The sequence below is a fragment of the Blastococcus sp. SYSU DS1024 genome (genome assembly GCF_054050795.1).
This window is the reverse complement of the sequence record NZ_JBJHAA010000016.1, coordinates 16,758-41,930: the sequence shown is the minus strand read 5'-3', so window position 1 is coordinate 41,930 and position 25,173 is coordinate 16,758. Positions and strand designations below refer to the sequence as shown.

Below are 25,173 nucleotides of genomic sequence, written 5' to 3'. Positions count from 1 at the left end.
CGTCCGACACGACTTTTCCGCAGAGCGGGCACAGACGTGACGGGGACTACGTCGGCGGGAGACGATGGAGCCATGAGCGCACCGCAGCAGCCGGACGGCGACCCCGCCCGCGCAGGACAAACCCGCGCGGTCATCACCGACGGGCTCCCCAGCCAGCTGGTCGACACCGACCCCGACGAGACCCAGGAGTGGCTGGAGTCCCTCGACGCCGTCGTCGACCATGCCGGCCGCGGCCGGGCCCGCTACCTCATGCTCCGGATGCTCGAGCGCAGCCGGCAGCAGCAGGTGGGGGTGCCGGCCCTGCGCAGCACCGACTACATCAACACCATCCCGCCGGAGCGCGAGCCCTGGTTCCCCGGCGACGAGCACGCCGAGCGGCGCATCCGCGCCTACATCCGGTGGAACGCCGCGATCATGGTGCACCGGGCGCAGCGCCCCGGGGTGGGCGTCGGCGGCCACATCTCCTCCTACGCCTCGTCCGCCTCGCTGTACGAGGTCGGCTTCAACCACTTCTTCCGCGGCAAGGACCACCCCGGCGGCGGCGACCAGATCTGGTTCCAGGGGCACGCCTCCCCCGGCATCTACGCCCGCGCCTTCCTCGAGGGCCGGCTGACCGAGGAGCAGCTCGACGGCTTCCGCCAGGAGGTCAGCCACCCCGGCGGCGGGCTGTCGTCCTACCCGCACCCGCGGCTGATGCCCGACTTCTGGGAGTTCCCGACCGTCTCGATGGGCCTCGGCCCGCTCAACGCGATCTACCAGGCGCGGTTCAACCGCTACCTGCACGCGCGCGGGGTCAAGGACACCTCCGACCAGCACGTCTGGGCCTTCCTCGGCGACGGCGAGATGGACGAGCCGGAGTCGCTCGGCGCCATCGGCCTGGCCGCGCGCGAGGAGCTGGACAACCTCACCTTCGTCATCAACTGCAACCTGCAGCGGCTCGACGGCCCGGTGCGGGGCAACGGCAAGGTGATCCAGGAGCTCGAGTCGTTCTTCCGCGGCGCCGGCTGGAACGTCATCAAGGTGATCTGGGGCCGCGGCTGGGACAAGCTGCTGGCGGCCGACCGCGACGGCGCGCTGGTCAACCTGATGAACACCACGCCGGACGGCGACTACCAGACCTACAAGGCCGAGGACGGCGCCTTCGTCCGCGAGCACTTCTTCGGGCGTGACCCCCGCACCCGCAAGCTGGTCGAGGGCATGAGCGACAAGGAGGTCTGGGACCTCGCCCGCGGTGGCCACGACTACCGCAAGGTCTACGCCGCCTACAAGGCCGCGGTGGAGCACAAGGGCCAGCCGACGGTGATCCTCGCCAAGACCATCAAGGGCTGGACGCTGGGCAGCCACTTCGAGGGCCGCAACTCCACGCACCAGATGAAGAAGCTGACCGCCGAGGACCTCGCCGCCTTCCGCGACCGGCTCTACCTGGACATCCCCGACTCGGCGCTGGACAAGACCCTGCCGCCCTACTACAAGCCCGACCCCGACTCCGACGAGATGCAGTACATGCTCGAGCGGCGCCGGGCCCTTGGCGGGGCGGTGCCGCGCCGGCGGTCGGAGTTCAAGACGCTCAAGGCGCCCGAGGACAAGGCCCTCGACGTCCTGCGCCGCGGCTCGGGCAAGCAGGAGGTGGCGACGACGATGGCGTTCGTCCGCCTGCTCAAGGAGCTGCTCAAGGACTCCGAGCTCGGCCCGCGCTTCGTGCCGATCATCCCCGACGAGGCGCGCACGTTCGGGATGGACTCCCTCTTCCCGACGCAGAAGATCTACAACCCGGCCGGCCAGCGCTACACCTCGGTCGACCGCGAGCTGATGCTCACCTACAAGGAGTCCGAGCAGGGCCAGATCCTGCACGAGGGCATCAACGAGGCCGGCTCCACGGCGTCCTTCACCGCCGCCGCGACGTCGTACTCGACGCACGGCGAGCCGATGATCCCGATCTACATCTTCTACTCGATGTTCGGGTTCCAGCGGACCGGTGACTCCATCTGGGCCGCCGCCGACCAGATGAGCCGCGGCTTCCTGCTCGGCGCCACCGCCGGGCGGACGACGCTCAACGGCGAGGGTCTCCAGCACGAGGACGGCCACTCGCTCCTGCTGGCCCACACCAACCCGGCGGTGGTGTCGTACGACCCGGCGTTCTCCTACGAGGTCGCGCACATCACCCGGGACGCCCTGGTGCGCATGTACGGCGAGGACCCGGGCGCCCCGCTGGGCGGCTCCCGCTCCCCCGACGTCATGTACTACCTGACGGTCTACAACGAGCCATTCAGCCAGCCGGCCGAGCCGGAGGACCTGGACGTGCAGGGCCTGCTGGCCGGCATGTACCGCTACGCCGAGGGCCCGCGGGCCGACGACGGCGCGGCCGGCGAGGTCAAGGCGCAACTGCTCGCCTCCGGCGTCGCCGTGCCGTGGGCGCTGCGCGCCCAGGAACTGCTGGCCCAGGACTGGGGCGTGAGCGCCGACGTCTGGTCGGTGACGTCCTGGAACGAGCTGCGCCGGCAGGCCGACGAGTGCGCGGAGTGGAACCTCCTGCACCCCGAGGAGGAGCCGCGGACGCCGTTCGTCACCGCGCGGCTGCAGGAGACGGTGGGTCCGGTCGTGGCGGTGTCGGACTGGATGCGCGCCGTCCCCGACCTGATCGCGCCGTACGTGCCCGGCGGCATGGCGACGCTGGGCACCGACGGGTTCGGGCTCTCCGACACCCGCCCGGCGCTGCGGCGGCACTTCCACGTCGACGCCGAGTCGATCGTCGTGCGCACGCTCGCCTCGCTGGCCGACGAGGGCCAGGTGGACCGGGCGCGGGTGCGCGAGGCGGTGGAGAAGTACCGGGTGCGCGACGTGCAGGCCGCGCCGGCCGACGAGCGGTCCGACCCCAGCCCGGCCACCTGAACGGGCGAGGGGGCGCCGGGCACTGCTCGGCGCCCCCTCGTCGTCCTAGGCCTGCTGGCGGTGGCGGCGGATGATCTCGGCGTAGGCGCGACCGCTGTCCTTGATCGTGCGCCGCTGGGTCGCGTAGTCGACGTGCACCAGCCCGAACCGCTGGGCGTAGCCGCGGGCCCACTCGTAGTTGTCCAGCAGCGACCAGGCGAAGTAGCCGCGCACGTCGACGCCGGCCGCCATCGCCGCACGGAGTGCCGCCAGGTGCCGGAGCAGGAAGTCGGTGCGCTCGGGGTCGTGCACGGCGCCGTCGGCCGACACCTCGTCGTCCCAGGCCGAGCCGTTCTCCGTGATGACCAGGGGAAGGCCGGGCGCCTGCTCCTTCAGCCACAGCAGCAGCCGGGTGAACGCCTCCGGGCTCACCCCCCAGCCCATCGTCGTCGTGACCCCTTCCGGGTCCAGCTCGACGACGTCCTCCCCACCGATGAAGGAGGTCGGCGGCATGTCCTCGGGCCGGGCGCCGGCCCGCACCGTCTGCTCGAAGTAGTAGTTGACGCCCAGCCAGTCCAGCGGTGCGGAGATGACCTCCAGGTCGCCGTCCTCGACCGGCAGCGGGGCGCCGGCGGCCGCCAGGTCCGCCACGACGTCCTCGGGGTAGGCACCGGAGACGATCGGCACCAGGAACATCCGGTTCTGCTGCCCGTCGAGCTTGCGCGCGGCGTCGACGTCCTCGGGCCGGTCGCCGGCCGGGGACATCGGCGTGAAGTTCAGCGTGATGCCCAGGTGGTCGACCCCCTTGTCGCGCAGCACCCGCGCGGCCAGCCCGTGCCCGAGCAGCAGGTGGTGCACCGCGCGGGAGGCGGAGACGGCATCGCGGAGGCCCGGCGCGTGCGCCCCCGACTGGTGGCCCAGCAGGGCGCTCACCATGGGCTCGTTGAGCGTCGACCAGTGCCGCACCCGGTCCCCGAGCGCGTCGTGGACGATGCCGGCGTAGTCGGCGAAGCGGGCAGCGGTGTCCCGGTCGGCCCAGCCGCCGCGGTCCTGCAGCGCCTGGGGCAGGTCCCAGTGGTACAGCGTGAGCCACGGGTCCACGCCCTGGGCGAGCAGCTCGTCGACCAGCCGGCGGTAGAAGTCCAGGCCCCGCTGCTCCACGCGGCCGGTGCCCTCGGGCAGCACCCGCGGCCAGGCCACGGAGAACCGGTAGGCCGACAGGCCCAGCTCCTTCATCAGCGCCACGTCTTCCGGGTACCGGGTGTAGTGCTCCACGGCGACGTCGCCGGTGTCGCCCCGGAACGTGCGGCCCGGGGTGTGGCTGAAGGTGTCCCAGATGGAGGGGCCCCGGCCGTCGACGTCGACGGCGCCCTCGATCTGGTAGGCCGCGGTGGCGGCGCCGAAGAAGAACCCGGGCGGGAAGGTGAGCTGGCCGGCGAGCTCCGGACGGCTGTCGGTCGAGGACATGGGCGCACTGCTCCTTGGCGGGTCGGTGGGTCCGGGGCGCCGACCGACGGGCGTGCGCGGGCGACGCGGTGAGAACGCTCTCACACCAGGCGCCCGGCCGCCTCGCCCGGACCGGCGGATCTCCTCGCGCGCCTCGTGCGGCCGACCGGCGCGCACTACCGTGATCTCCCGGCGGCCGGTGGTACCGGGCGCCGGCCGTGATCGCGGAGGAGGTGCCATGACCACCGCTGGTGCGCGGCCTCCGACGCCCACGCTGGAGCAGGTGGCCGCGCTCGCCGGGGTCTCCCGGGCGACGGTGTCGCGGGTCATCAACGACTCGCCGCGCGTGAGCCCCGCGGCCCGGGACGCGGTGCACGCCGCCGTCGAGGCGCTGCGGTACGTCCCCAACCGGGCGGCCCGCAGCCTGGTCACCCGGCGCACCGACACCCTCGCCCTGGTGCTGTCGGAGTCCCACACCCAGGTCTTCGCCGACCCCTTCTTCGCCCGCATCGTCCGCGGGCTGTCGGCCCGGCTGGCCGACACCGATCTGAACCTGGTCCTGCTGACCGCCCGCGGCCGGCGGGAGCAGGAGAAGGTCGCCCGGTACGTCCAGCAGGGGCACGTCGACGGCATCATCCTCATCTCGCTGCACCGCGACGACCTGCTGCCCGATCTGCTCGCCCGCTCCCCCGTGCCGCTCGTGCTGTCCGGGCGGCCGTTCGACGGTCGGCCGGTGCCCTACGTCGACGCCGACAACGTCGGCGGGGCCACCACCGCCACCGCCCACCTGGTGTCGCTGGGCCGCACCCGGATCGGCACGGTCACCGGCCCGCTGGACATGGTGGCCGGCCTCGACCGCTTGGCCGGGTACCGCGCCGCGCTCGCCGCCGCCGGCGTGCCCGCCCGGCCGGAGCTGGTCGCCGAGGGCGACTTCACCGAGGCCGGGGGCTCGCGCGCCATGACCAGGCTCCTCGCCGACGTGCCCGACCTGGACGCCGTCTTCGTCGCCTCCGACCCCATGGCGATCGGGGCGCTGCGCGTGCTGCGGGCGGCCGGCCGGCGGGTGCCCGACGACGTCGCGGTGGTGGGCTTCGACGACGCCGAGGTGGCGGCGGCCTCCGACCCACCGCTGACGACCGTGGCCCAGCCGCTGGAGGAGATGACCGGCGCGCTGGTCGACCTGCTGCTCGACCGGATCGGCTCCGAGGGGTCCGGGACCGGGGCTCGCGTCTGCGGCACCTCGCTGGTGCGGCGCGCGTCCGCCTAACCGGTCAGGGCGCGCAGCGCCATCTGGGCGTAGAGCGCGACGCCGGCCGGCAGCGGTTCCTCGTCGAACACGACCAGGTTGGAGTGGTTGGGCGGCGCCGTGGCCGGGTCGATGCCGTGCGGGCGGGCGCCTAGCCATGCCATGACGCCGGGCACCCGCTGCAGCACGTAGGAGAAGTCCTCGGCACCCATCAGCGGGGCCGGCATCAGCACGGCGGCCTCCCGGCCCAGCAGCTCGGCCGCCGTGGTCAGCACGTGGGCGGCCATGCCCGGATCGTTCATGGTGACCGGGTAGCCCTCGAAGTGCTCCCAGTGCAGCTCCAGGTCGTGCGCGGCGGCCACGTGGGTGGCGACCCGCCGCACCGAGGCGACCACGTCGGCGCGACGTTCGGCCGACAGCGTCCGGATCGTCCCCTCGAGGTACGCGGTGTCGGGGATGACGTTGTTGGTGGCACCGGCCTCGATGTGCGCCACCGTCACCACCGCGGGGTCGAAGACGTCCACCCGCCGGGTGACCATCGACTGCAGGGCCAGCACGATCTCGGCCGCCACCGGGATCGGGTCGGCGGCCGCGTGCGGTTCGGAGGCGTGGCCGCCGCGGCCGCGCAGCGTCATCCGCCACTGGTCGGCGGCGGCCATCATCGGCCCGGGTCGGACGTTCACCGTCCCGCTCGGCAGCGTCGAGGAGATGTGCAGCGCGAAGGCGCCGCTGACCGGCGCCTCGGGGACGACGTCGAGCAGGCCCTCCTCGAGCATGTAGCGCGCACCGTGGAAGCCCTCCTCCCCCGGCTGCACCATGAAGACGACCTGCCCGGCCAGCTCGTCCCGGCGGGCGGCGAGCAGCCGGGCGGCGCCCACCAGCATCGCCACGTGGGTGTCGTGCCCGCAGGCGTGCATCACGCCGGGGACCTCGGAGGCGAAGGGCAGGGCGCTGTCCTCGTGCACGGGCAGGGCGTCCATGTCGCCGCGGAGCAGGAAGGTCGGTCCCGGCCGGGCGCCGCGCAGCACGCCCACGACCGAGCTCGTGGTGGTGCCGGTGGTGACCTCCACCGGCAGCTCGGCGAACGCCTCCAGCACCGTGGCCTGCGTCCGCGGCAGGTGCAGCCCGATCTCCGGGTGCCGGTGCAGCTGCCGGCGCAGCTCGATGGTGCGGTCGGCGTCGGAGTACGCGGCGGCGAGCAGGTCGGAGGAGCTGGTCGGCATGCCCCCACTCTCACCCACGCGACCGGGGTCGCGCCCGTCGCCACCACCCCCTCCCGGCGATCAGGTGGCCCAGCTCGGCCGGGAGGCGTCGAGCTGCCACACCAGCACCGTGGCCGCCCCGCCGGTGCGCACCGGACCGGCGTCCTGCTGTCGCACGCCGGAGGCGTCGGCGACGAGCACCAGCCCCGGCGGCGGCGCGAGCTCCTCCCCCGCTGCCGGGCGGGCCACCCACAGCCGGGCGTCGCCGCGCCCCAGGTCCAGCCACCCCCCGGGCGACCGGTGCACCGCGTGGGCCGCGGGTTCCGCGGGAGCGGCGCTGCGCAGGTAGCACTGCAGCACCCGCGCTCCCCGGTCGCCGGCCACCTCGTCGTGGACCAGCCCGTCACCCGCCCGGAGCACCGCCACGTCACCGGCGGCCAGGGCCGCCCCCGGGCCCCAGCGGTGGTGCAGGCTCCCGCCCAGGACGACGGCGACGACGTCGACCGCCCGGTGCTCGTGCCGGCCGTAGCCGGCCCCCGGCCCGAGCCGGTCGTCGGCGATCCGCAGCAGCGGGCCCAGCGAGCCGTCGTCGGGCGCCAGCACCACGCGGGAGTCGAGGCCGCTCACCGTGGCGCTCCCGCCGCTCCGGGAGCACCGGCCGAGGCATGATCCACACCTGCACTCTCCCCGATCCCGGGGGGCGTGACACGCTGACCCGGTGAGCCGGGTGAGCAACCGCCCGCCGAGCGACGCGACGCTGCGGCGGCTGGAGCGGGCGTCGGGGTCGTTGGCCACGCAGGCCGTGGCCCGGATGGACGAGGACCTGCCGTGGTTCCGGGCCATGCCGGCCGACCAGCGCTCGTGGGTCACCCTCGTCGCCCAGGCGGGCATCGCGTCGCTCGTCGAGTGGTGCCGCAACCCCGGGCGGCCGCCCCGCCTCACCGGCGAGGTGTTCGGGGCGGCCCCGCGCGAGCTGGTGCGGGCCGTGGCCCTGAAGCAGACCGTCGACCTCATCAAGGTCACCGTCGAGGTGACGGAGGAGCGCGTCGCATCGGTCGCCGAGCCCGGCGACGAGGAGGCGCTGCGGCTCGCCGTGCTGCAGTTCAGCCGCGAGGTCGCCTTCGCCACCGCGCACGTCTACGCCACCTTCGCGGAGAACCGGGGCGCCTGGGACGCGCGCCTGGAGGCGCTGGTGGTCGACGCGCTGGTGCGTGGCGAGCGCTCGGAGGAGCTCTCCGGCCGGGCCGCGGCGCTGGGCTGGGCCGCCGGCACGCCGGCGCTCGTCGTCGTGGGGGCCACGCCGGCCGGGCACGACGATCCGCACGGGGCCGTGCGCCGGGCCGCCCGCGGGCTGGGCTGCGACGTGCTGGTCGGCGTGCACGCCGACCAGCTGGTGGTCGTCCTGGGCGGCACCGGCGACCTCGAGGCCGCTGCGGAGCGGGTCGCGGACGACTTCGGCGCGGGCCCGGTGGTCACCGGCCCGGTCGTGGACGGGCTGGGACGCGCCGCCGTCTCCGCCGCCGCGGCACTCGCCGGGCTGCGGGCGGCGGGTGCCTGGCCGGAGGCGCCGCGCCCGGTCGCGGCGGACGCCCTGCTGGCCGAACGCGCGCTGAACGGCGACCCGCTGGCCCGCACCGCCCTGCACGAGCACGTGGCCGCGCCGCTGCGCTCGGCCGGTGGCGGGGTGCTGGAGACGGTGCGCGCGGTGCTCAGCAGCGGCGGCAACCTCGAGGCGAGCGCGCGGGCGATCTTCGTGCACCCCAACACCGTGCGGTACCGGCTCCGCCGCGCCGCGGAGCTCACCGGGCTGTCGGCGACCGACCCGCGGGGCAGCTGGACCCTCCAGGTCGCCCTCGCGCTCGCCGCGCTCGACCGCGACCGCTCCCTCTGGCACTGACCCGGACGGTCCGGTTCCCACGACGGGAACGCGCATCGAGGCCCTGAACCGCCGGGTGTATTGGAGGAATCCCACAAAGATCGGCGGGGTGCTTTCGTGCCGGACCGCCGCGCGCGGGACCGGTGATCACTGGCACGGTGGTGAGGTGCTCGCCGTCCTCGCCCCGGGTCAGGGTGCGCAGAAGCCCGGGATGCTGACCGACTGGCTCGACCTCCCCGGCGCCGAACCGTTCTTCCGCTGGGCCGGCGCGATCGCCGGCGCCGACCTGCTCTCCCTCGGCACGACCGGCGACGCCGAGGCGATCAAGGACACCGCGGTCACCCAGCCCCTCGTGGTCGCGATGAGCCTGTTCGTCGCCCGCGAGCTGGGTGGGCTCCCGGGGCCGGTGGCCCACACCCCGCACACCGGGCGCGACGTCGTCATCGCCGGGCACAGCGTCGGCGAGCTCACCGCCGGGGCGCTCGCCGGCGTGCTGAGCGTCGAGGCGGCGATCGCGCTCACCGCCGTCCGCGGCCGGGCCATGGCCGCCGCCTGCGCGCAGACCCCCACCGGCATGTCCGCGGTGCTCGGCGGCGACCCGGACGAGGTGCTGGCCGCCATCGAGCAGCACGGCCTGAGCCCCGCGAACATGAACGGCGCCGGCCAGATCGTCGCCGCCGGCCCGCTCGACGGGCTGGCCGCGCTCCGGGCCGAGCCGCCGGCGAAGGCGCGGGTCATGCCCCTTCCGGTGGCCGGCGCGTTCCACACCTCCTTCATGGCCCCGGCCCGAGCGGAGCTGGAGGGTCTCGTGGGCGGGCTGCGGCCGGCCGACCCGAGCCGGCTGCTGCTCTCCAACGCCGACGGCGCGGCGGTCGACTGCGGCTCCGAGGCGCTGGCCCGGCTGGTCAGCCAGGTCACCAGCCCCGTGCGGTTCGACGCGTGCCTGGCGACCATGCGGGAGCTGGGCGTCACCGCCGTGATCGAGCTGCCGCCCGCCGGCGCGCTCGCCGGGCTGGCCAAGCGGGAGTGGAAGGGCGCGGGCATCGAGGTGCTCGCCGTGAGCACGCCCGCCGACCTCGACCGGGCCCGCGAGCTGATCGAGGCCGAGCGGGGCCGCGCCGAGGCCGAGCACCTGCCCGACTGGCGGATGGTCGTGGCGCCCGCCCGCGGGACGGTGAGCCCCGCGGAGATCGCCGAGGGCACCCGCCTGCCCGCCGGCACCCCGCTCGGCTGCATCCGCGGCCGCCGGGAGGAGGTCAACGTCTCCGCCGGCTACGACGGCGTGCTGGCCGAGTGGCTGGTGCACGACGGCGACCTCGTCGACGCCGGCGACCCGATCGCCCGGCTCTACCCGGAGGTGTCCTCGTGACCCGTCTCCAGCTCCCGCCCGGCGCCCCCGGTGCCCGCATCCTCGGCTTCGGCAGCTACCGGCCCCGCCGCCGGGTGACGAACGCCGACCTCGCCCAGCGGATGGACACCAACGACGAGTGGATCCAGGCGCGGGTCGGCATCGCCGAGCGCCGGTGGGCCGAGCCCGACGAGACGCTCGTGGAGATGTCGGTGGCGGCCGGCGGCAAGGCGCTGGCCGCCAGCGGCCTCGACGCCGGCGACATCGACCTGGTGCTGCTCGCGACCACCAGCCCGCCGAAGGCGATCCCGGGGCTCGCCCCGCGGATCGCCCACCAGCTCGGGGTGCCCCGGCCCGGTGCCTTCGACGTCAACGCCGGCTGCGCCGGCTGGTGCTACGCGCTCAGCGCCGCGGCCGACGCCATCCGCAGCGGCACCGCGCGCAACGCGCTCGTCATCGGCGGCGAGCGGCTGACCGACTACACCAACCTCGACGACCGGGCGACGGCGGTCATCTTCGCCGACGGCGCCGGCGCCGCGGTCGTGACCGCCTCCGACGAGCCGGCCATCGGGCCGGCGGTGTGGGGCAGCGACGGCGACCTGCACGAGGCCATCGCCATCCCCGAGAACGAGACCGGCATGAGCATGGCGGGCCAGGCGGTGTACCGCTGGGCCACCACCAAGCTGACCGAGACCCTGACCGAGGCCATGCGTCGCGCCGGCGTCGGCCCCGACGACATCGACGTGTTCGCGCCGCACCAGGCGAACCTGCGGATCATCGAGCTCATGGCCAAGCGGCTGAAGCTGCCCGAGCGCACGGTCATCGCCCGCGACATCGTCCGCTCCGGCAACACCTCGTCGGCCTCCGTGCCGCTGGCGCTGGCCGCCCTGCTCGAGAGCGGCGAGGCCAAGAGCGGGGATCTCGCCCTGCTGCTCGGCTACGGCGCCGGCCTCACCTTCGCCGGCCAGGTGGTCGTGCTCCCGTGAGCCGCCCCACCCCAGTTCGCCGGGACACCGTGTCCCGGACGTCGGCGGGCACCGCCCGCCCCATCCGAGAGAGAGGACCCGCGTGAGCACCCAGGAGATCCAGTCCGGTCTGGCCGAGATCCTGGAGGAGGTCGCCGGGGTGAACCCCGCCGACGCCACCCCGGAGAAGTCCTTCACCGAGGACCTCGACGTCGACTCCCTGTCGATGGTCGAGATCGCCACCGCCGTCGAGGACAAGTTCGGCGTCGCCATCCCCGACGACCAGCTCGCCAACATCAAGACGGTGGGCGACGCGATCAGCTTCATCGAGAAGAACCAGGGCTGACCCCCTCGGGTCCCGCCGGCCGACCGCCGGCGGGACCCGGTCCCCGATCCGGCCCACCCGGCCGTCGTCCGCACGAGGAGATCCCATGAGCCCGTCCACCACCGACGTCGTCGTCACCGGCCTGGGTGCCACCACGCCGCTCGGCGGCGACGTGGCCAGCACCTGGGACGCCCTGCTCGCCGGGCGCTCGGGCGTCAGCCGGATCACCGAGGAGTGGGTGCGGGAGTTTCCCGCCCAGCTCGTCGCCCGCCTGGCCACCGAACCCGCCGAGCAGATCGACCGGGTCCGCGCCCGCCGGCTCGACCGCAGCCAGCAGGTGGCCGTCGTGGCCGCCGAGCAGGCGTGGGCCGAGTCCGGGGCCGGCGACGCCGGCGTCGCCCCCGAGCGGATCGCGGTCGTCTTCGGTACCGGCATCGGCGGTGCGCTGACCCTGCTGGGCCAGGACGACGTCCTGGAGCAGAAGGGCCCCAAGCGGGTCTCCCCCTTCACCATCCCGATGCTCATGCCCAACGGCCCGGCGGCGGCGGTCGGCCTGGCCATCGGGGCCAAGGGCGGCGTGCACGCACCGGTGAGCGCCTGCGCCTCGGGCGCCGAGGCGATCCGCTGGGGGCTGGACCTGCTCCGGTTCGACCGCGCCGACGTCGTGCTCGTCGGTGGCGCGGAGGCCTGCGTCCACCCGCTGCCGATGGCCGGCTTCGCCGCCATGCGCGCGATGTCCACCCGCAACGACGAGCCCGAGCGCGCCTCCCGCCCGTTCGACAAGGGCCGGGACGGGTTCGTCCTCGGCGAGGGCGCGGCCGCGCTCGTGCTCGAGCGGGCCGACTCCGCCGCCGCCCGCGGAGCCCGCGTGCACGCCCGCCTGGCCGGCGCGGGTGCGACCGCCGACGGCTACGACCTGGTCGCCCCCCACCCGGAGGGCGAGGGCGCCGGCCGGGCGATCACCGCCGCGCTGCGCGACGCCGGCCTCTCCACCACCGACGTGGGGCACGTCAACGCCCACGCGACCTCCACCCCGGTCGGTGACACCGCCGAGGCCGCGGCCATCCGCTCCTCGCTGGGCGAGCACGTGCTGGTGAGCGCCACCAAGAGCCAGACCGGCCACCTGCTGGGCGCCGCCGGCGCCCTGGAGTCGGTGTTCACCATCCTGGCGCTGCGCGAGCAGATCGTCCCCGCGACGGCGAACCTCGACGACCCCGACGACGACGCCGCCGTCCAGGCCCTCGACATCGTCCGCCGGGAGCCGCGCCGGGCGCAGCTGACCGCGGCGGTCAACGACTCGTTCGGCTTCGGCGGGCACAACATCGCGTTGGTCTTCACCACCGCCTGAAGAAGGACCCCGCTGCCCCCCGCCACTCGCGAGCTCGCGGCGGGAACCTGCAGCGCGGCCATGAGCCCCGGAGGTACCCGTGACGACAGTCCAGGCCGCGCCCGCCGTGACGGCCCCCGACCCGCGTGACCCGGAGGACCGGCTGCGGCGGTTCTTCGACACCGACTCCATGCAGCTGCTCGGCACCCGGGACACCTCCGGGGTGCTGGCCGCCCGCGGCGCCGTGTCCGGCAGCCCGGCCGTGGCCTTCTGCACGGACGCCACGGTGATGGGCGGGGCGATGGGCATCGACGGCTGCCGGCACATCGTCGACGCGATCGACACCGCCCTGCGCGAACGCGTGCCGGTCGTCGGCATCTGGCACTCCGGCGGCGCTCGCCTGGCCGAGGGGGTGACCGCGCTGCACGCCGTCGGCGAGGTCTTCGCCGCCATGGTCCGCGCGTCCGGGCGGATCCCGCAGATCTCCGTGGTGCTCGGACCGGCGGCCGGTGGCGCCGCGTACGGCCCAGCGCTGACCGACCTGGTGATCATGGGTCCGGCCGGCCGGGTGTTCGTCACCGGGCCGGAGGTCGTCCGCTCGGTCACCGGCGAGAACGTCGACATGGAGAGCCTCGGCGGCCCCGACACGCACGGCCGCCGCAGCGGGGTGGTGCACGTGGTCACCGACTCCGAGCCCGCCGCCCTGGAGACCGCCCGGCTGGCCGTCGACCTGCTGGCGGCGCAGGGCAGCTTCGCCCCGGCCGACGACGAGGCGGGGAACGACCTGGCGGCGCTGCTGCCCGAGCAGACCAACCGTGCCTACGACGTGAAGCCGCTGGTGTCCTCCGTGCTCGACGAGCCGGGCCTGGAGCTGCACCCCCGGTTCGCGCCCAACGTCGTCACCACGCTGGGCCGGCTCGCCGGCCGGACGGTCGGCGTGATCGCGAACAACCCGCTGCGGCTCGGCGGGTGCCTGGACTCCGCGTCCGCGGAGAAGGCGGCGCGGTTCGTGCGCATGTGCGACGCCTTCGGCATCCCGCTGGTGGTGCTCGTCGACGTGCCCGGTTACCTGCCGGGCGTCGGCCAGGAGTGGGACGGCGTGGTGCGCCGCGGCGCCAAGCTCCTGCACGCGTTCGCCGAGGCCGTGGTCCCGCGCGTCACGCTGGTGACCCGCAAGTCCTACGGCGGTGCCTACATCGCGATGAACTCCCGCTCGCTGGGCGCCACGAAGGTGTTCGCCTGGCCCGGCGCCGAGGTGGCCGTCATGGGCGCCAAGGCGGCCGTCGGCATCCTGCACCGCAAGAAGCTGGCCGCTGCCCCGCCCGGCGAGCGCGAGGCGCTGCACGCGCAGCTGGCCGAGGAGCACGAGCGGATCGCCGGCGGGGTCAACCGGGCGCTGCAGATCGGCGTCGTCGACGAGGTGGTCGAGCCGGTCCGGACGCGGCAGCGGCTCATCGAGGCGCTGGCCGGAGCGCCGCTCGGTCGCGGGGCCCACGGCAACATCCCGCTCTGACGTGGAAAGGCCGTCCCGGCGCCGCTTCCCCGACGGCGCCCGGACGGCCCGCTCCAGGCTACGACGACTCCCCGACCAGGCCGGGAGTGTCGTGCCCCGATCGTGACCTTCAGACGACCTGGTGCAGCCAGGTGACGGGACTGCCGTCACCGGCGTGCCGGTAGACCTCCAGATCGGCATCCCATGCGGCGCCCAGCAGCTGGTCGACGCCGTGCCGGAACGCCTCGATGGACGACGCCGTCGCCGCGAGGTGCCGCAGCTGCTGCTCGGTGACGATGAGGTCGCCGTTGGCGCTCGTGGGCGCGCGGAAGACCCCGTGGCCGGGCACGTAGGACATGCGCTCACCGTCGTTGCCGTGGCTGGCCTCTTCGGTCACCTCGAAGCGCAGCATCGGCCACGCGCGCAGCGCAGCGACCAGCTTGGCGCCGGTACCGGGCGAACCGGTCCACGCCACTTCAGCACGGTAGGCACCGTGCGCCGCGGGCTGCTCAGCCCACGACAGGGAGACCGGCGCGCCGACGACGCGTTCCAGCGCCCACTCGACGTGCTGGCAGAGCGCCTTCGGGCACGAGTGCACGAAGACGACACCCTGGGTTGACCGTCGCTGCACCGGGCACCTCCATCGACTCGATCGGTCTCGTCTTCCCCTACGGACCCATCGATTCGGTGACGCGCCGTTATCGGCAGTGGCGGAGCAGGGCTCCCGCGACAAGTTTGCACGATGGTCCCCCCATCGCGCCAGCCCGGCTGCGACTCCTGGGACGAAAGTGACGGCCGCGCTCGCCCGCCCGCCGGAGCACGGCCTTGTCGCTGGTCAGCGGCCAATACCATCTGTCACTGGCGGCGTCTACCTGCGTCAGCGATTTCACAGCTCCGCCCGACCGGCCGGAACCGTACCGGTCCCGGAGTGCTCGGAACCGGAGCGACGGCAACCGAGTGCGTCGTCACGCAGTGTAGTCGCGGACCCGGGGGCGCCGCCGCCCACCGTCCCCTTCGACCAGCGCGTCCTCCCCGCAGAAAACCACGTTGCGTAACCCACAGGCCACGCGGCGTGGACGGATCCGCGTCAGGCGTCCAGCACGCCCACCCGGTCGCCGCCGGTGCTCTTCGCCCGGTACATGGCGACGTCGGCCCGGTGCATCAGGTCCTCGACGTCGTCGCCCGGCTCGATCTCGGCCAGGCCCACGCTGGCGGTGACCTGGAACCGTGCGCCGGTGAGGGCCACGGCCGTCCGCAGCCGCTCGGCGAGCAGGGCCGCGGAGAACCCCGCGGTCACGTCGGCGAGCACCGCGAACTCGTCCCCGCCCAGGCGGGCCACGGTGTCGATCTCGCGCACGGCGGCCCCCAGCGCCGAGCCGACCGCGTTGAGCAGGGCGTCGCCGGCCGCGTGCCCCTCGGCATCGTTGACGGCCTTGAAGCCGTCCAGATCCACCAGGCAGACCACCGACTGGTGACCCCATGCCGCGGCCTCCACCGCGCGGGACACCCGCTCGAGGAACAGCCGCCGGTTGGGGATGCCGGTGAGCGGATCGGTGGAGGCGAGCATCTCCTGCGCGCGGATCAGCAGCATCTGCCGGTCGTAGGCGGCCCAGGAGTTCGCCGAGGACATCGCGCAGACGATGGTGAAGACACCCAGGACGGCGAGGAAGAACATGCCGTTGGTGGTCGTCCCCGGCAGCTCGATGAAGAACAGGTACGCCGCGGTCATGACGGTGCCCATGGCGACGACACCGGCCGGTGAGTACGCCACCGCCGTGAACGTCAGGGTGAGGAACAGCAGCGCGTCCAACGGGCTGGTGGACCCGCCGTCGAGGCGGGTGGCGACGACGACCACGACGATGGTGGCCAGCGTCCACCCGTAGAACAGGGTGGGTCCGCGCCAGTCGCGCATCATGGCGCGCAGCGGGAGCAACAGGGTCGCCGGAACGACCAGCGCCACCCCTGCGACGAGCAGCGCCAGGGCGAGGCGCGATGCGGCGGGTCCGTCGGCGAGCGCCGCGTAGCCGATGACGGCGAGCGCCGTGAGCTCGGTGACCAGCACGCCGATCCGGACGTGCCGGATCCAGAAGGCGACGCGGGCGTCGTCCCCGGCCAGAGGCCGGTACAGGCCGGACCGCAGGCGGACGAGGACGCCTGGCGGGGCCGGGCGCGACCGTCGCCCGGAGGCGTGGACGCTGCCCGCTCGGCGGTCGTGCGCCGGTGTCTCGCTCACAGAGGAGCGATCGGTCGGCGCCCTCCGCAGCTTGACGGCGCGCTCCCCCGTGCGGGTGACCGGTGCCACGGTGGTCCGTGCCTGCCGCGCGCGGCCTCCGGGTAGGGCTCCCCCCGTGGGTGGACACCAGGGCATGGCGGACGCGGGCCGCGACGCGGTCGCGGGGATGGTGCTGGACGCGTGGGACGCCTTCCTCGCGCAGGCGGAGTCGGTGGACCTCGACCGCCGGTCCCGGCTGCCCGGGTGGCGGGCACACGAGATCTGCGTGCACCTGGGCTGCTGGGACGACCACACCGCGCTGCCCGACCTCATCGCCTCCGCCCGGACCGGCGGCTCCGGCACGCCTCCCGACCCGGACGCGGTGAACGCGCGGGTGACCGCCGCTCACCGCGGCGCCTCCCGCGCCGAGGTGCTGGCCGCCCTGCGCCGCAACCGCGAGGCGACCGCCCGCTACCTGGCCGACGAGCCGGTGGAGCTCGACACCGCACCAGCGGTCTCGGTCGTCGGCCGGCTGCCGCTGCTCAGCGTCGTCCTCGGGCAGGCCTACGAGCTCGCCGTCCACGGGCTGGACCTGGTGTCCTGCGGTGCGCCGCCGCCGCACGCCCCGGTGCTGCAGTCGGGGCTCGCGGCGCTGACCGACGTGACCGGTGCGCTGGCCGCCTCCTCCGGCATCGCGGGCCGCGTCAGCCTCGTGACACCCGACGGCGGCTGGGGGTTCACCGCGGACGGCGACGGGTGGCAGGTGCGCCGGGTACCGGCCGGGGTCGTCGAGGGCCCGGCCGTCGAGGCCGCCGCCGACCTCCTGCTCGACGCCGCGGCCGGCCGGGTCAACCCGGTACCGGCGGTCGCCCGTCGCCGGCTCGCGGTGCACGACGTGGCGGGGCTCCTCCAGCTGGCGCCCATCGTGCAGCAGGTGCCGGGCATCCCGGGCGGACCGATCCTCCAGCTGGCCGCCCGTACCGTCGGCGGGGCCGGCGGGATGCTGGGGCGGCTCTTCGGCCGGGGTTAGCCCGCTCCCCCGAGCCAGGAGACGAGCACGCCGGTGGACGCGCCGGCACCCACCTGGAGCACCGTGCTGGGCACCAGCCCGACGGCGGTGGCCGCGAGGAAGTGCCCGAACCGGACCCCGGCCAGGCCCGCCCCGTAGCTGACCACCACGAACGGCGCCACCGGGACCAGCCGGCCGCCGAGCACCCACAGGAAGCCGCGTCCGGCGACCAGCCGATCGGCGCGGCGGAGCCGTGGGCCGGCGAGCCGCTCGGCGGCCGGGCGGCCCAGCGTGCGGCTCAGCCCGAAGGCGGCAGCCGCCCCCAGCAGGCCGCCGGAGAGCGCGACCGCCAGGCCCGGACCGAACCCGAGGACCGCGCCGGCCAGCGCCGACAGGACCGAGCGCGGGACGGGCGCCAGCAGCGCCACCGCCAGCGCTACGACCAGCAGCACCCAGACCTCCGCGCCGCCGCCGTCGAGCAGGGTGCGCAGCTGCTCCCCGGACGGCAGGTCGAGCCGCACGGCCACGACACCGCCGGCGACCAGGAGCGCTCCCAGGACGGCGGCACGCAGCCGGATCGAGGCACCCGCCGTCCGCCCGGTCCGGTTTCCCGGAACGAGCGCACCGGCAGGCTCAGCCGCAGCTGCCGCCGAGGGTGATGCCACGCTGCGCCAGCCACGGCACCGGGTTGGAGCGGTTGGCGTACAGGCCGCCGTAGTGCACCTCGAAGTGCAGGTGCGGGCCGGTGGACTGCCCCCGGTTGCCCACCTCGGCGATCTGCTGCCCACCGCTGACGACCTGGCCCGGCGAGACGAAGAACTGGTTCACGTGGCCGTAGACGGTGATGGCCCCGTCGTGGTGCTGGATGGCGACGGCGAGACCGAAGCCGCTGGCCGGGCCGGCCTGCAGCACGACCCCGGGCTCCGGCGTGAAGATCGGGGTGCCGATCGGTGCGGCGATGTCCACGCCGAGGTGCTGGGTGCCCCACCGGCTGCCGTAGCAGGAGGTGACCCGCCCCTGGGTGAGCTGGCCGGCACCCCCGGTCACCGGAGCCGCGACGGCCGCCTGCTCGGTGGCCTGCTGCTCGGACCAGGCGGCGACGGGATCGGCCGTGCCGCGGAGGCTGAGCATGCGGATCTCCGCCTCGCGCAGCTGCTCGTCCAGCGCCGCCTTCTCGGCGGTGAGCGCGTCGAAGTCGGCCTGCGCGGCGGCGAGGAGGGCGTCGACCTCCGCCTGCATGCCCTGCGCCTTGCGCGCGGCGGCATCCCGCTCGGCGACGGCGGTCTTCGCCTCCTGGTCGAGCCGGGCCTCGCGGGCCTCGGCCACCCGCAGGTCCTCGAGCACCTGCGCGCGGTCCTCGCCGAGGAGGTCGAGCGTCGCGGCCTGCTGGAGGAGCTCCCCCGGGCCTTCGGCGTGCAGGACCATCTCCAACTGCTTCATCGACTGGTCGCTGCCCATGTAGGCCTCCCGGCCGATGGCGGCGACCTCGCCCTGGGTGCTCGCCACGGCCTCCCGGACGGCGGCGAGCTCGGCGGCGATGGCGTCGGCGTGCTCGCGGGCGCGGTCGAGCTCGGCCTGCGCGGCGAGCACGGCGCCGCTGGCCTCCTCCGCCCGCAGGGTCAGCTGCTGCAGGCGCTCCTCGGCGTCGCGGACGCGCTGCTCGATGCCGGCGACCTCCGCCTCGACGCGGTCGTGCTCGCTGCGCGCGTCGCCGGGCGCGGCCGCCGCGGTCGGCGTCCCGAGCACGGCGAGCGCCAGCAGCGCGGTGGCGGCGGTGGCCGCCAGACGGGTGCGGCGGAGGGTCCGGCGCGCGGGCGCGGCCGGGACGTGGTTGCGCAGGTGGTGCGAGGTCGCCAAGGCGACGGTCTCCGTTCCTCGATCCGCCTACCAGGTCAGCTGACGGGTTCGGGCCGGAACATGCCCTACCTGTCTGCCCGTGGTGGCGCAGACGGGATTCACCCCAGAAAACGTGGGTCCCCGGTCCCCGCGGCGGTGAGGCCGCAGAGTTCGGCGGGGCCCGCCCGAGCCCCCGGGTTTCGGGAGCGGGATCGGGTGGGCCGCGAGAGACGGTACAAGCGGATCGCCCGAATGTCACAGGGGGGTAACGGACCTTGTCGGTTCGTCCCACCGACCCCAGGGCGTGACTGCGGCGCCGCGGCGCCGTCTGGCAGGCTGGCGGGTCCGGGGCGGTAGCTCAGCTGGTCAGAGCATGGGACTCATAATCCCTGGGTCGTGGGTTCGAGCCCCACCCGCCCCACCACTTCCGGGCCGCGGCGTCCTGCCCGGCGCTCGCGCCGCGCTGCCCGCGTGAGCAAGGACACCGCTCCGGTCGGGCGTGGGCACGGAGCGCACGTCGGCGCCGGTGGCGCGCCACTCCGGTGCCGCGGCCGGCCCTGCCCCGGGCCGGAGGTGCGGCAGCAGGTCCACGACGAGAGCGACCGGCGCGCCTCTGCACCGCCGCCTTCCCGACGTGTCGTAATCGAGCAGTGACACAACGTGCAACCGCCGTCGCCATGAACACGCGCAACCTGGCCGTCCTGGCGGCGCTGACCCTGATCGGCGGCGCCGGACTCACCGCTGCCGTCCTGGAGGCCCCTCGGCCCGTCACGTCGCAGACCCAGGCCGCCGCCGTGCTGCTCGCCCCGGCCGATCTCACCGGCAAGGCCGTCGATCAGCGGGCTTCGCTGGACTGGTCGGGGGTGTCCGGGGCGCGCGACTACCTCGTCATCGACGTCACCTCCAGCGCCGCCGGTCGCATCGTGGGCTCCACCAGCGCCACCGCCTGGACGTCGCCGCGCCTGCCGCTGTCCACCCCGAGGTACGCCTTCGTGGTCGTGCCGCGGGACCACGCCAAGGTGCAGGGTGAGCGGACGGAGCCGGTGCAGATCTACCCCGGCGGCCAGCCGGCCGAGCCGACCACCCCGGCCGAGGCGGCCCCGACGCCCCCTCCGTCCGAGCCCGCCACGACCAGCGAGCCGCCGACGCCTGCCACGGAGCCCACCACGCCCCCGACGACGCCGACGACCCCGCTCGCGACGGACCCTGCGCCCGAGCTGCCCACCGTCCAGCCCACGAGGGTCTGGGGCTACGACGCCACGACGCTGGCACCCGCTCCCTGGCCGGAGATCCACGCCCTCCGGCCGGACCAGTACGGCACCACCACGGCCAACCCGTACCCCGGTTCCGAGCGCACCGCCTTCTTCACCGTGCAACCCGGCGACACCGGCTGGAACGGTACGCAGGGCACCCTGCGCTCCGAGGTCCGCGACTCGATCGCCGACTCCGGCGACGTCCGGCCCGGCGACGAGCAGTGGTGGGCCTGGTCCACGTTCTTCCCGGCCGACTTCGACTGGGACGAGCGCGGCCAGTTCCTGATCTACACCCAGTGGCACCAGACGGTGAACTCCGGCAACCCCAACGTGCACTTCTGGTCGGACGTGGACGAGAACCTCATGGTCGACGTCCGCGGTGGCACGGGAGGCCGCATCGCCGGCGACGCGCAGTACGTCCGGACGTTCAACCTCGGCACCATCGACAAGGGCGCCTGGAACGACCACACGGTCCGCTTCATCTGGTCCCCCGACCCGGCGAAGGGCCTCATCGAGGTCTGGCACCAGGGCGAGAAGGTCCTCTCCGAACAGGTCGCCAACCTGTACGAGGGGCAGTCGGTGTACATCAAGCAGGGCATCTACTCGGCGGCCGGGACGTCCCGGACGCACTACCTCCAGCACGCCCCGATCGGCTTCGGCCCGACGCGCGAGTCCGTCGCGTCGCTGAACGCGATGGACTGATCCGCCCTGCTCGCCGGCTCGACGAGCCCGACCGTCATGGGCGGCGTACCGCCCGGAGCTGCCCGGGCGGCGGCTAGGTCACCGCCTCCGCCACCAGGTCGGCGAGCGCCCGGGCGCCGGCCTCCGTCGGGTGGACCCCGTCCCGGGTCAGGTCGCGGTCGCCCAGCACGCCGGCGAAGTCCACCAGCTCGACGCCCGTCTCCTCCGCCAGCCGGCGGACGGCGGCGTTGAGCGCCGTGGCGTCCGTGCCCGTCCACGGCTGCACCGTCGCCAGCAGCACGGTGCCCGCGACCTCCTGCCCGAGCCGGACCGCCCGGCGCAGGCTCGCCACCGTCTCCCTCGTCGGCACCCCGAGGCGGAGGTCGTTCGTGCCGGCCTGGACGACCAGGACGTCCACCCGCGGCTCGTCGGCCTCCAGACGCTCCAGGACGTCCGCCGCCGTCTCGCCGGCCACGGCCGCGTTCGCGCCGTCGGTGAACTCGTCGGAGCAGACGAGGTAGGAGTACCAGGAGCGACCGCCGTGGAAGCCGAACCGGGGCTCGCTGTCCGCGCGGCTGATCGAGTCCCCGTAGACCGCCAGCGACCGGTTCCCGTCGTCACCCACCCACGTGACGCACTCCGCGTGCACGGCGCCCCGGGCGAAGGCCCGCGTCGGGCTGCCCGGGATCAGGACCGACAGGCCCAGGGCGAGCACCACGATCCCGCCGGTGATCGCGATCGTGCGCCGCCGCGACATGCCGCAGGACGCTATCGGACCGCGCACCCCGTCAGCCCGCGACGAGCAACCACAGCGGCACGGTCACGAGCGCGGCCGTCGTCGCCAGGGAGACGTGCGCGGAGACGAACCCGCCGTTGCCGCCCATGCGCGCGGTCAGCACGTAGGACGCCGTGGCGGGCGGCACGACCGCGAACGCGAGGACGACGGCCCGCTGGTCGCCGTCGATGCCCAGGAGCGCCACGAGGCCCAGCGCCGCGGCGGGCACCGCGAGCAGCTTGACCGCCGCCAGGTAGCCGGAGAGCGCCCACTCCCGGCGGGCCAGCTCACCGATCCGGAGCGCCGCGCCCACCGTCAGCAGCCCCATCGGCACGGCCGCGGCGGCGATCCGGCCGAGCGTGGCGTCGACCGGCTCCGGCAGCACCAGGCCGGCGGCGTTCCCGGCGAGCCCGGCGACGGTCGCCACGATCAGCGGGTTGCGCACGACGGCCCCGAGCACGCCGAGGAGCGCGCCGCGTCCGCTCGCCGCGGCGGTGCCTCCCGCGAGGGCCATCACCGCGAGGACGTTGACCGCGGGGACGGTGACGCCCAGCAGGACGCCCATCAGCGCGAGCGCGGCCGGCCCGCGGTCGTCGACGAGCGCCAGCGCCAGGAAGGAGTTGAAGCGGAACGCCGTCTGCCATCCCGAGGCCGCGGTCACCCGGTCGATGCCCGGGAACCAGCGCACGAGCGCGCCGAGCAGCGCGCCCACCGCGATCCCCCCCACCGCCGCCAGCAGGGCCGCCCCCGTACCGGCCGCGGCGACGTCGGCGGCGAGCGTGGTGCGGAACAGCAGCGCCGGGAACAGCACGAAGTACACGAGGCGCTCGAGCTCCGCCCAGAACCCCGGGGACCGCCAGGCCCAGCGGCGCAGCACCAGCCCCAGGACGATGAGGGAGAACTCCGGCAGCACCACCGCCGCCCCCTGCACCACGGCAGACTAGCCAGCGCGGCCGCGTCATCTCCTGCCGATCTCGTAGACGTGCGCGACGACCGACGCCTGCTCACCGGGCGGCACGAGGAAGGGCGCGGCACCGGCGCGGAACGCGGCCAGCGACGGGTCCTCGCCGGCGTCGACCGCACGGGCGGCGGACCGGTACGCCGTCCCGATGGCGTGGTTGTCCGCGACGCTGCCGTACTGCGCCGCGAAGGTCACGGTGGTGACGTTCGGGCTGTCGTCGTTGGCGCGGCTGTCCAGCTGCGGGACGAGGTCGTGGTGGTTCTCCAGCGCGAGGAGCTGCACCTCCGGCGGGACGACGACGCGGGCGACGGGTGCGCCGACGGTGACCACGGCCCGCACGTCGAACCCGAAGCCGGGTCCGCCTGCCTCCGCGGCCGCCTGCGCGGCGACCATGCCGCCCTGGCTGTGCCCGACCAGGAGCACGGGGTCCGACGGGCCCGCCCCGGCCCGGTGCAGCGCCTCGGCGATCGCCGCCTGGCGCGTCGTCGCGTCGCCCCCGAGCACCCGGAGGCTGGTCCCGAGGTCGTGGGTCCGCGGGTGGACCGTGCCCGCCGGCGCGTTCCAGACGCCGGTACCCGGGATGTCGACGACGTAGGCGGTGCTGCCGTCGGCGCGGGTGAGCACCCGGACGGCGATCGTGTCGCGTGCCGGGCCGGACCGCCCGGCACGGATCTCGAGCGCGCCCAGCAGGTCGTCGATCCCGCGGGGCGGTGCGACCGCAGGACCGCTGACGTCGTCGGGCAGCCGCGTGACCACCGGGGCCCCGTCGGGCCAGAGCCGCCCGAGCCGGCGGGCCGCGGCGCCGACGTCCTCACCGCCGAGCCAGCGGCCGGTGGGACCGCCCGCGAGCCCGCCGGCCATGGTGGCCGCGCCGGGCAGCGCGCCCATCGCGTCGTCGACCAGCCCCGGGTGCCCGGTCAGCCAGCGCTCGGGGTCGGCGAGCAGCGCGGCGACGTCGACGGCCGAGCCGGTCGGGTCGGTGACGGCCCTCCCGGCCGCGCCCAGGACGACGACCCCCGCCGTGACCGGCCACAGGTAGCCGACGGTCCACTCCAGGTCGTCGGCCAGCTCGGCGAGCGCACGGTCGGCCGCCTCGTACGCCACGGCCGCGTTCTCCAGCGCCACCGCCCGCGCCGCAAACCGCACGGCGAGCGCGCTCAGCCCCCCCGGGCCGTCCAGCGCCTCCAGCAGGGCGGCACCGACCCGCGCCACGCCCGCGGGGTCCAGGAGCGCGGAGGCCAGCAGGTCGGGGTCGGCCAGCACCAGGTGGCACGCCGCGCTGGTGCGGGTCAGCAGCTCGGCCAGGCCCGCGCTGCTCCGGCCCAGGGTGAGGAGGTCGGCCAGCTCCGCCTCGATGCCGCCGGCCCCGCCGCTGACCGAGATCTCGGGGGCGGTCACCACAGGCCCGCGCCGCTCAGCCTCGCCGGCACGGTGCGCCAGGCGTCGGCGCCCGCCTCGGGGAGCTCGCCGAGCACCGCGCCCACCTGCTCGAGCACGTTCTCCCCGCGGGCGGCCCGCTCGGCCAGCCACGACCGGACCGCCCGCTCCGCCCGGGCGATCGCGGCGAGCCGGGCGCGCACCTCGTCGGCGTGCCGGCGCAGCAGCTCCGCGGCCCGCTCGATCGCCTCGGCCGCGGCGTCGACCTCCGCGCAGTCCCGCGCCTGCCGGCGCCGGTACGCCGCGGCGGCGTCGGACACCCACCGGGCCCGCTCACCGTCGCGCCGGTGCTCCTCCCCCGCGTCCCGCACGGCCCGCGCACGCTGCACGAGCTCGGCCGCCAGCGCGTCCAGCGCCTCGGGGTCCCCGTACCGGATCACCGCTGCCCCTTCCTCGTCCCGCGATCGAGGCGGAGACTAGGAGCGCGGGCGCACCCCGCGGCGGGCTCCGGCCGGGCCTGTGGGAAGCCGCCGGGGCTGTTGATGGATGCTGACCGGGTGACCGGCGAACTCGTTACCGACGCCCACGTGCAGGCCGTCCTGGACATCCCGCTCCACCGGTTCCTCGGGGTGGAGCTGCGCGACGCCGCGGACCCGGCGGCCGGCATCCGCTTCCCGGTGGGCCCCGCCGCGCAGAACCCGGCGGGGCTGCTGCACGGCGGCGTCGTCTACGCCCTCCTCGACGTCGCCTCGTTCCTGGCGCTGCTGCCCTCCCTCGGCGACGGCGAGCACGCGGTCACCCACGACGTCTCCGCGTCGCTGCTGCGGCCGGTGGGCGCCGACTCCACCGTCGAGGTGACGGCGACGGTGCTGCGCCGCGGCCGGGCGGTCGCCTTCATGCGGGCGGAGGCCACCGTGGACGGCGTCCTCGTGGCGACCGGTCAGGTCACCAAGACCGTCGTCCCCCCTCGCTGA

At 75.2% G+C, this 25,173-nt stretch carries 22 protein-coding genes, 1 tRNA gene and 1 riboswitch; of the genes, 12 read left to right on the top strand and 11 right to left on the bottom strand.

Annotation, left to right across the window (positions count from 1 at the left end; translation table 11 throughout):
* Positions 1-72: 72 nt before the first annotated feature.
* On the top strand, positions 73-2,889 hold the full coding sequence (gene aceE / locus ACI79S_RS14820; RefSeq protein WP_456594210.1) for a pyruvate dehydrogenase (acetyl-transferring), homodimeric type: 2,817 nt from the start codon (positions 73-75) through the stop codon (positions 2,887-2,889).
* Positions 2,890-2,934: 45 nt separating this feature from the next.
* On the opposite strand, the gene ACI79S_RS14815 is transcribed toward aceE, so the two are convergent.
* Complete coding sequence (locus tag ACI79S_RS14815) at positions 2,935-4,335, bottom strand: GH1 family beta-glucosidase (protein ID WP_456594209.1); 1,401 nt, start codon at positions 4,333-4,335, stop codon at positions 2,935-2,937.
* A 217-nt stretch (positions 4,336-4,552) separates the two neighbouring features.
* Between ACI79S_RS14815 and ACI79S_RS14810 the strand changes: the two genes are divergently transcribed.
* Positions 4,553-5,581 (top strand): LacI family DNA-binding transcriptional regulator, encoded by a 1,029-nt coding sequence (locus ACI79S_RS14810; protein WP_456594208.1) that lies wholly within the window; start codon positions 4,553-4,555, stop codon positions 5,579-5,581.
* On the opposite strand, the gene ACI79S_RS14805 is transcribed toward ACI79S_RS14810, so the two are convergent.
* Together ACI79S_RS14805 and ACI79S_RS14800 are read right to left on the bottom strand one after the other, a co-directional pair.
* Positions 5,578-6,783, bottom strand: a complete 1,206-nt coding sequence (locus ACI79S_RS14805; RefSeq protein WP_456594207.1) for a M20 metallopeptidase family protein — start codon at positions 6,781-6,783, stop codon at positions 5,578-5,580. The two genes, ACI79S_RS14810 and ACI79S_RS14805, sit on opposite strands and share 4 nt — an antisense overlap.
* Positions 6,784-6,843: 60 nt before the next feature.
* A complete protein-coding gene (locus tag ACI79S_RS14800) occupies positions 6,844-7,389 on the bottom strand; it encodes a pirin family protein (protein ID WP_456594206.1) in 546 nt (181 codons plus the stop codon).
* Between the two features lie 91 nt (positions 7,390-7,480).
* On the opposite strand from ACI79S_RS14800, the gene ACI79S_RS14795 reads away from it, so the two are divergent.
* The 6 genes from ACI79S_RS14795 to ACI79S_RS14770 all read left to right on the top strand — a co-directional run bounded on the left by ACI79S_RS14795 (position 7,481) and on the right by ACI79S_RS14770 (position 14,116).
* Positions 7,481-8,659 (top strand): PucR family transcriptional regulator, encoded by a 1,179-nt coding sequence (locus ACI79S_RS14795; protein WP_456594205.1) that lies wholly within the window; start codon positions 7,481-7,483, stop codon positions 8,657-8,659.
* 145 nt (positions 8,660-8,804) lie between these two features.
* Positions 8,805-10,007: an acyltransferase domain-containing protein gene (locus ACI79S_RS14790; protein ID WP_456594204.1), complete on the top strand. Its 1,203-nt coding sequence runs from the start codon at positions 8,805-8,807 to the stop codon at positions 10,005-10,007.
* Positions 10,004-10,972: a beta-ketoacyl-ACP synthase III gene (locus tag ACI79S_RS14785; RefSeq protein WP_456594203.1), complete on the top strand. Its 969-nt coding sequence runs from the start codon at positions 10,004-10,006 to the stop codon at positions 10,970-10,972. Before ACI79S_RS14790 ends, ACI79S_RS14785 begins: the two co-directional genes overlap by 4 nt.
* Before the next feature lie 82 nt (positions 10,973-11,054).
* Positions 11,055-11,297 (top strand): acyl carrier protein, encoded by a 243-nt coding sequence (locus tag ACI79S_RS14780; protein WP_456594202.1) that lies wholly within the window; start codon positions 11,055-11,057, stop codon positions 11,295-11,297.
* Between the two features lie 85 nt (positions 11,298-11,382).
* Positions 11,383-12,624: a beta-ketoacyl-[acyl-carrier-protein] synthase family protein gene (locus tag ACI79S_RS14775; RefSeq protein ID WP_456594201.1), complete on the top strand. Its 1,242-nt coding sequence runs from the start codon at positions 11,383-11,385 to the stop codon at positions 12,622-12,624.
* 79 nt (positions 12,625-12,703) lie between these two features.
* Positions 12,704-14,116: an acyl-CoA carboxylase subunit beta gene (locus ACI79S_RS14770; protein ID WP_456594200.1), complete on the top strand. Its 1,413-nt coding sequence runs from the start codon at positions 12,704-12,706 to the stop codon at positions 14,114-14,116.
* A 109-nt stretch (positions 14,117-14,225) separates the two neighbouring features.
* Here ACI79S_RS14770 and ACI79S_RS14765 read toward each other — a convergent pair whose 3' ends face one another.
* Entirely contained in the window at positions 14,226-14,726 is a 501-nt protein-coding gene (locus tag ACI79S_RS14765) for a DUF3145 domain-containing protein (protein ID WP_456594199.1), read from the bottom strand.
* A gap of 456 nt (positions 14,727-15,182) precedes the next feature.
* Positions 15,183-16,328 (bottom strand): diguanylate cyclase domain-containing protein, encoded by a 1,146-nt coding sequence (locus ACI79S_RS14760; protein WP_456594198.1) that lies wholly within the window; start codon positions 16,326-16,328, stop codon positions 15,183-15,185.
* A 115-nt stretch (positions 16,329-16,443) separates the two neighbouring features.
* Between ACI79S_RS14760 and ACI79S_RS14755 the strand changes: the two genes are divergently transcribed.
* The gene (locus ACI79S_RS14755; RefSeq protein ID WP_456594197.1) at positions 16,444-17,337 is read left to right on the top strand and encodes a maleylpyruvate isomerase N-terminal domain-containing protein; all 894 of its coding nucleotides are present in this window, start codon (positions 16,444-16,446) and stop codon (positions 17,335-17,337) included.
* On the opposite strand, the gene ACI79S_RS14750 is transcribed toward ACI79S_RS14755, so the two are convergent.
* A complete protein-coding gene (locus ACI79S_RS14750) occupies positions 17,334-17,843 on the bottom strand; it encodes a TVP38/TMEM64 family protein (protein WP_456594196.1) in 510 nt (169 codons plus the stop codon). The two genes, ACI79S_RS14755 and ACI79S_RS14750, sit on opposite strands and share 4 nt — an antisense overlap.
* A 106-nt stretch (positions 17,844-17,949) precedes the next feature.
* A complete protein-coding gene (locus tag ACI79S_RS14745) occupies positions 17,950-19,173 on the bottom strand; it encodes a murein hydrolase activator EnvC family protein (protein WP_456594195.1) in 1,224 nt (407 codons plus the stop codon).
* A gap of 10 nt (positions 19,174-19,183) precedes the next feature.
* Positions 19,184-19,326, bottom strand: a riboswitch (cyclic di-AMP (ydaO/yuaA leader).
* 173 nt (positions 19,327-19,499) lie between these two features.
* Between ACI79S_RS14745 and ACI79S_RS14740 the strand changes: the two genes are divergently transcribed.
* A tRNA-Ile gene (locus ACI79S_RS14740) sits at positions 19,500-19,576 on the top strand.
* 253 nt (positions 19,577-19,829) lie between these two features.
* Positions 19,830-21,107, top strand: coding sequence for a heparin lyase I family protein (locus ACI79S_RS14735; protein WP_456594194.1), 1,278 nt, complete (start codon positions 19,830-19,832; stop codon positions 21,105-21,107).
* Between the two features lie 73 nt (positions 21,108-21,180).
* Here the strand turns inward: ACI79S_RS14735 and ACI79S_RS14730 are convergent, their stop codons facing one another.
* Genes ACI79S_RS14730 through ACI79S_RS14715 form a run of 4 tightly spaced genes read right to left on the bottom strand, consistent with a single transcriptional unit; the run spans position 21,181 to position 24,639 of the window.
* Positions 21,181-21,843 (bottom strand): SGNH/GDSL hydrolase family protein, encoded by a 663-nt coding sequence (locus ACI79S_RS14730; RefSeq protein ID WP_456594193.1) that lies wholly within the window; start codon positions 21,841-21,843, stop codon positions 21,181-21,183.
* Positions 21,844-21,874: 31 nt separating this feature from the next.
* Positions 21,875-22,792, bottom strand: coding sequence for an AEC family transporter (locus tag ACI79S_RS14725; RefSeq protein WP_456594192.1), 918 nt, complete (start codon positions 22,790-22,792; stop codon positions 21,875-21,877).
* A 27-nt stretch (positions 22,793-22,819) separates the two neighbouring features.
* A complete protein-coding gene (locus ACI79S_RS14720; protein WP_456594191.1) occupies positions 22,820-24,220 on the bottom strand; it encodes a PGAP1-like alpha/beta domain-containing protein in 1,401 nt (466 codons plus the stop codon).
* A complete protein-coding gene (locus tag ACI79S_RS14715) occupies positions 24,217-24,639 on the bottom strand; it encodes a putative T7SS-secreted protein (protein ID WP_456594190.1) in 423 nt (140 codons plus the stop codon). The genes ACI79S_RS14720 and ACI79S_RS14715 overlap by 4 nt, the downstream gene beginning before the upstream one ends.
* Positions 24,640-24,756: 117 nt before the next feature.
* Between ACI79S_RS14715 and ACI79S_RS14710 the strand changes: the two genes are divergently transcribed.
* A complete protein-coding gene (locus ACI79S_RS14710) occupies positions 24,757-25,173 on the top strand; it encodes a PaaI family thioesterase (protein WP_456594189.1) in 417 nt (138 codons plus the stop codon).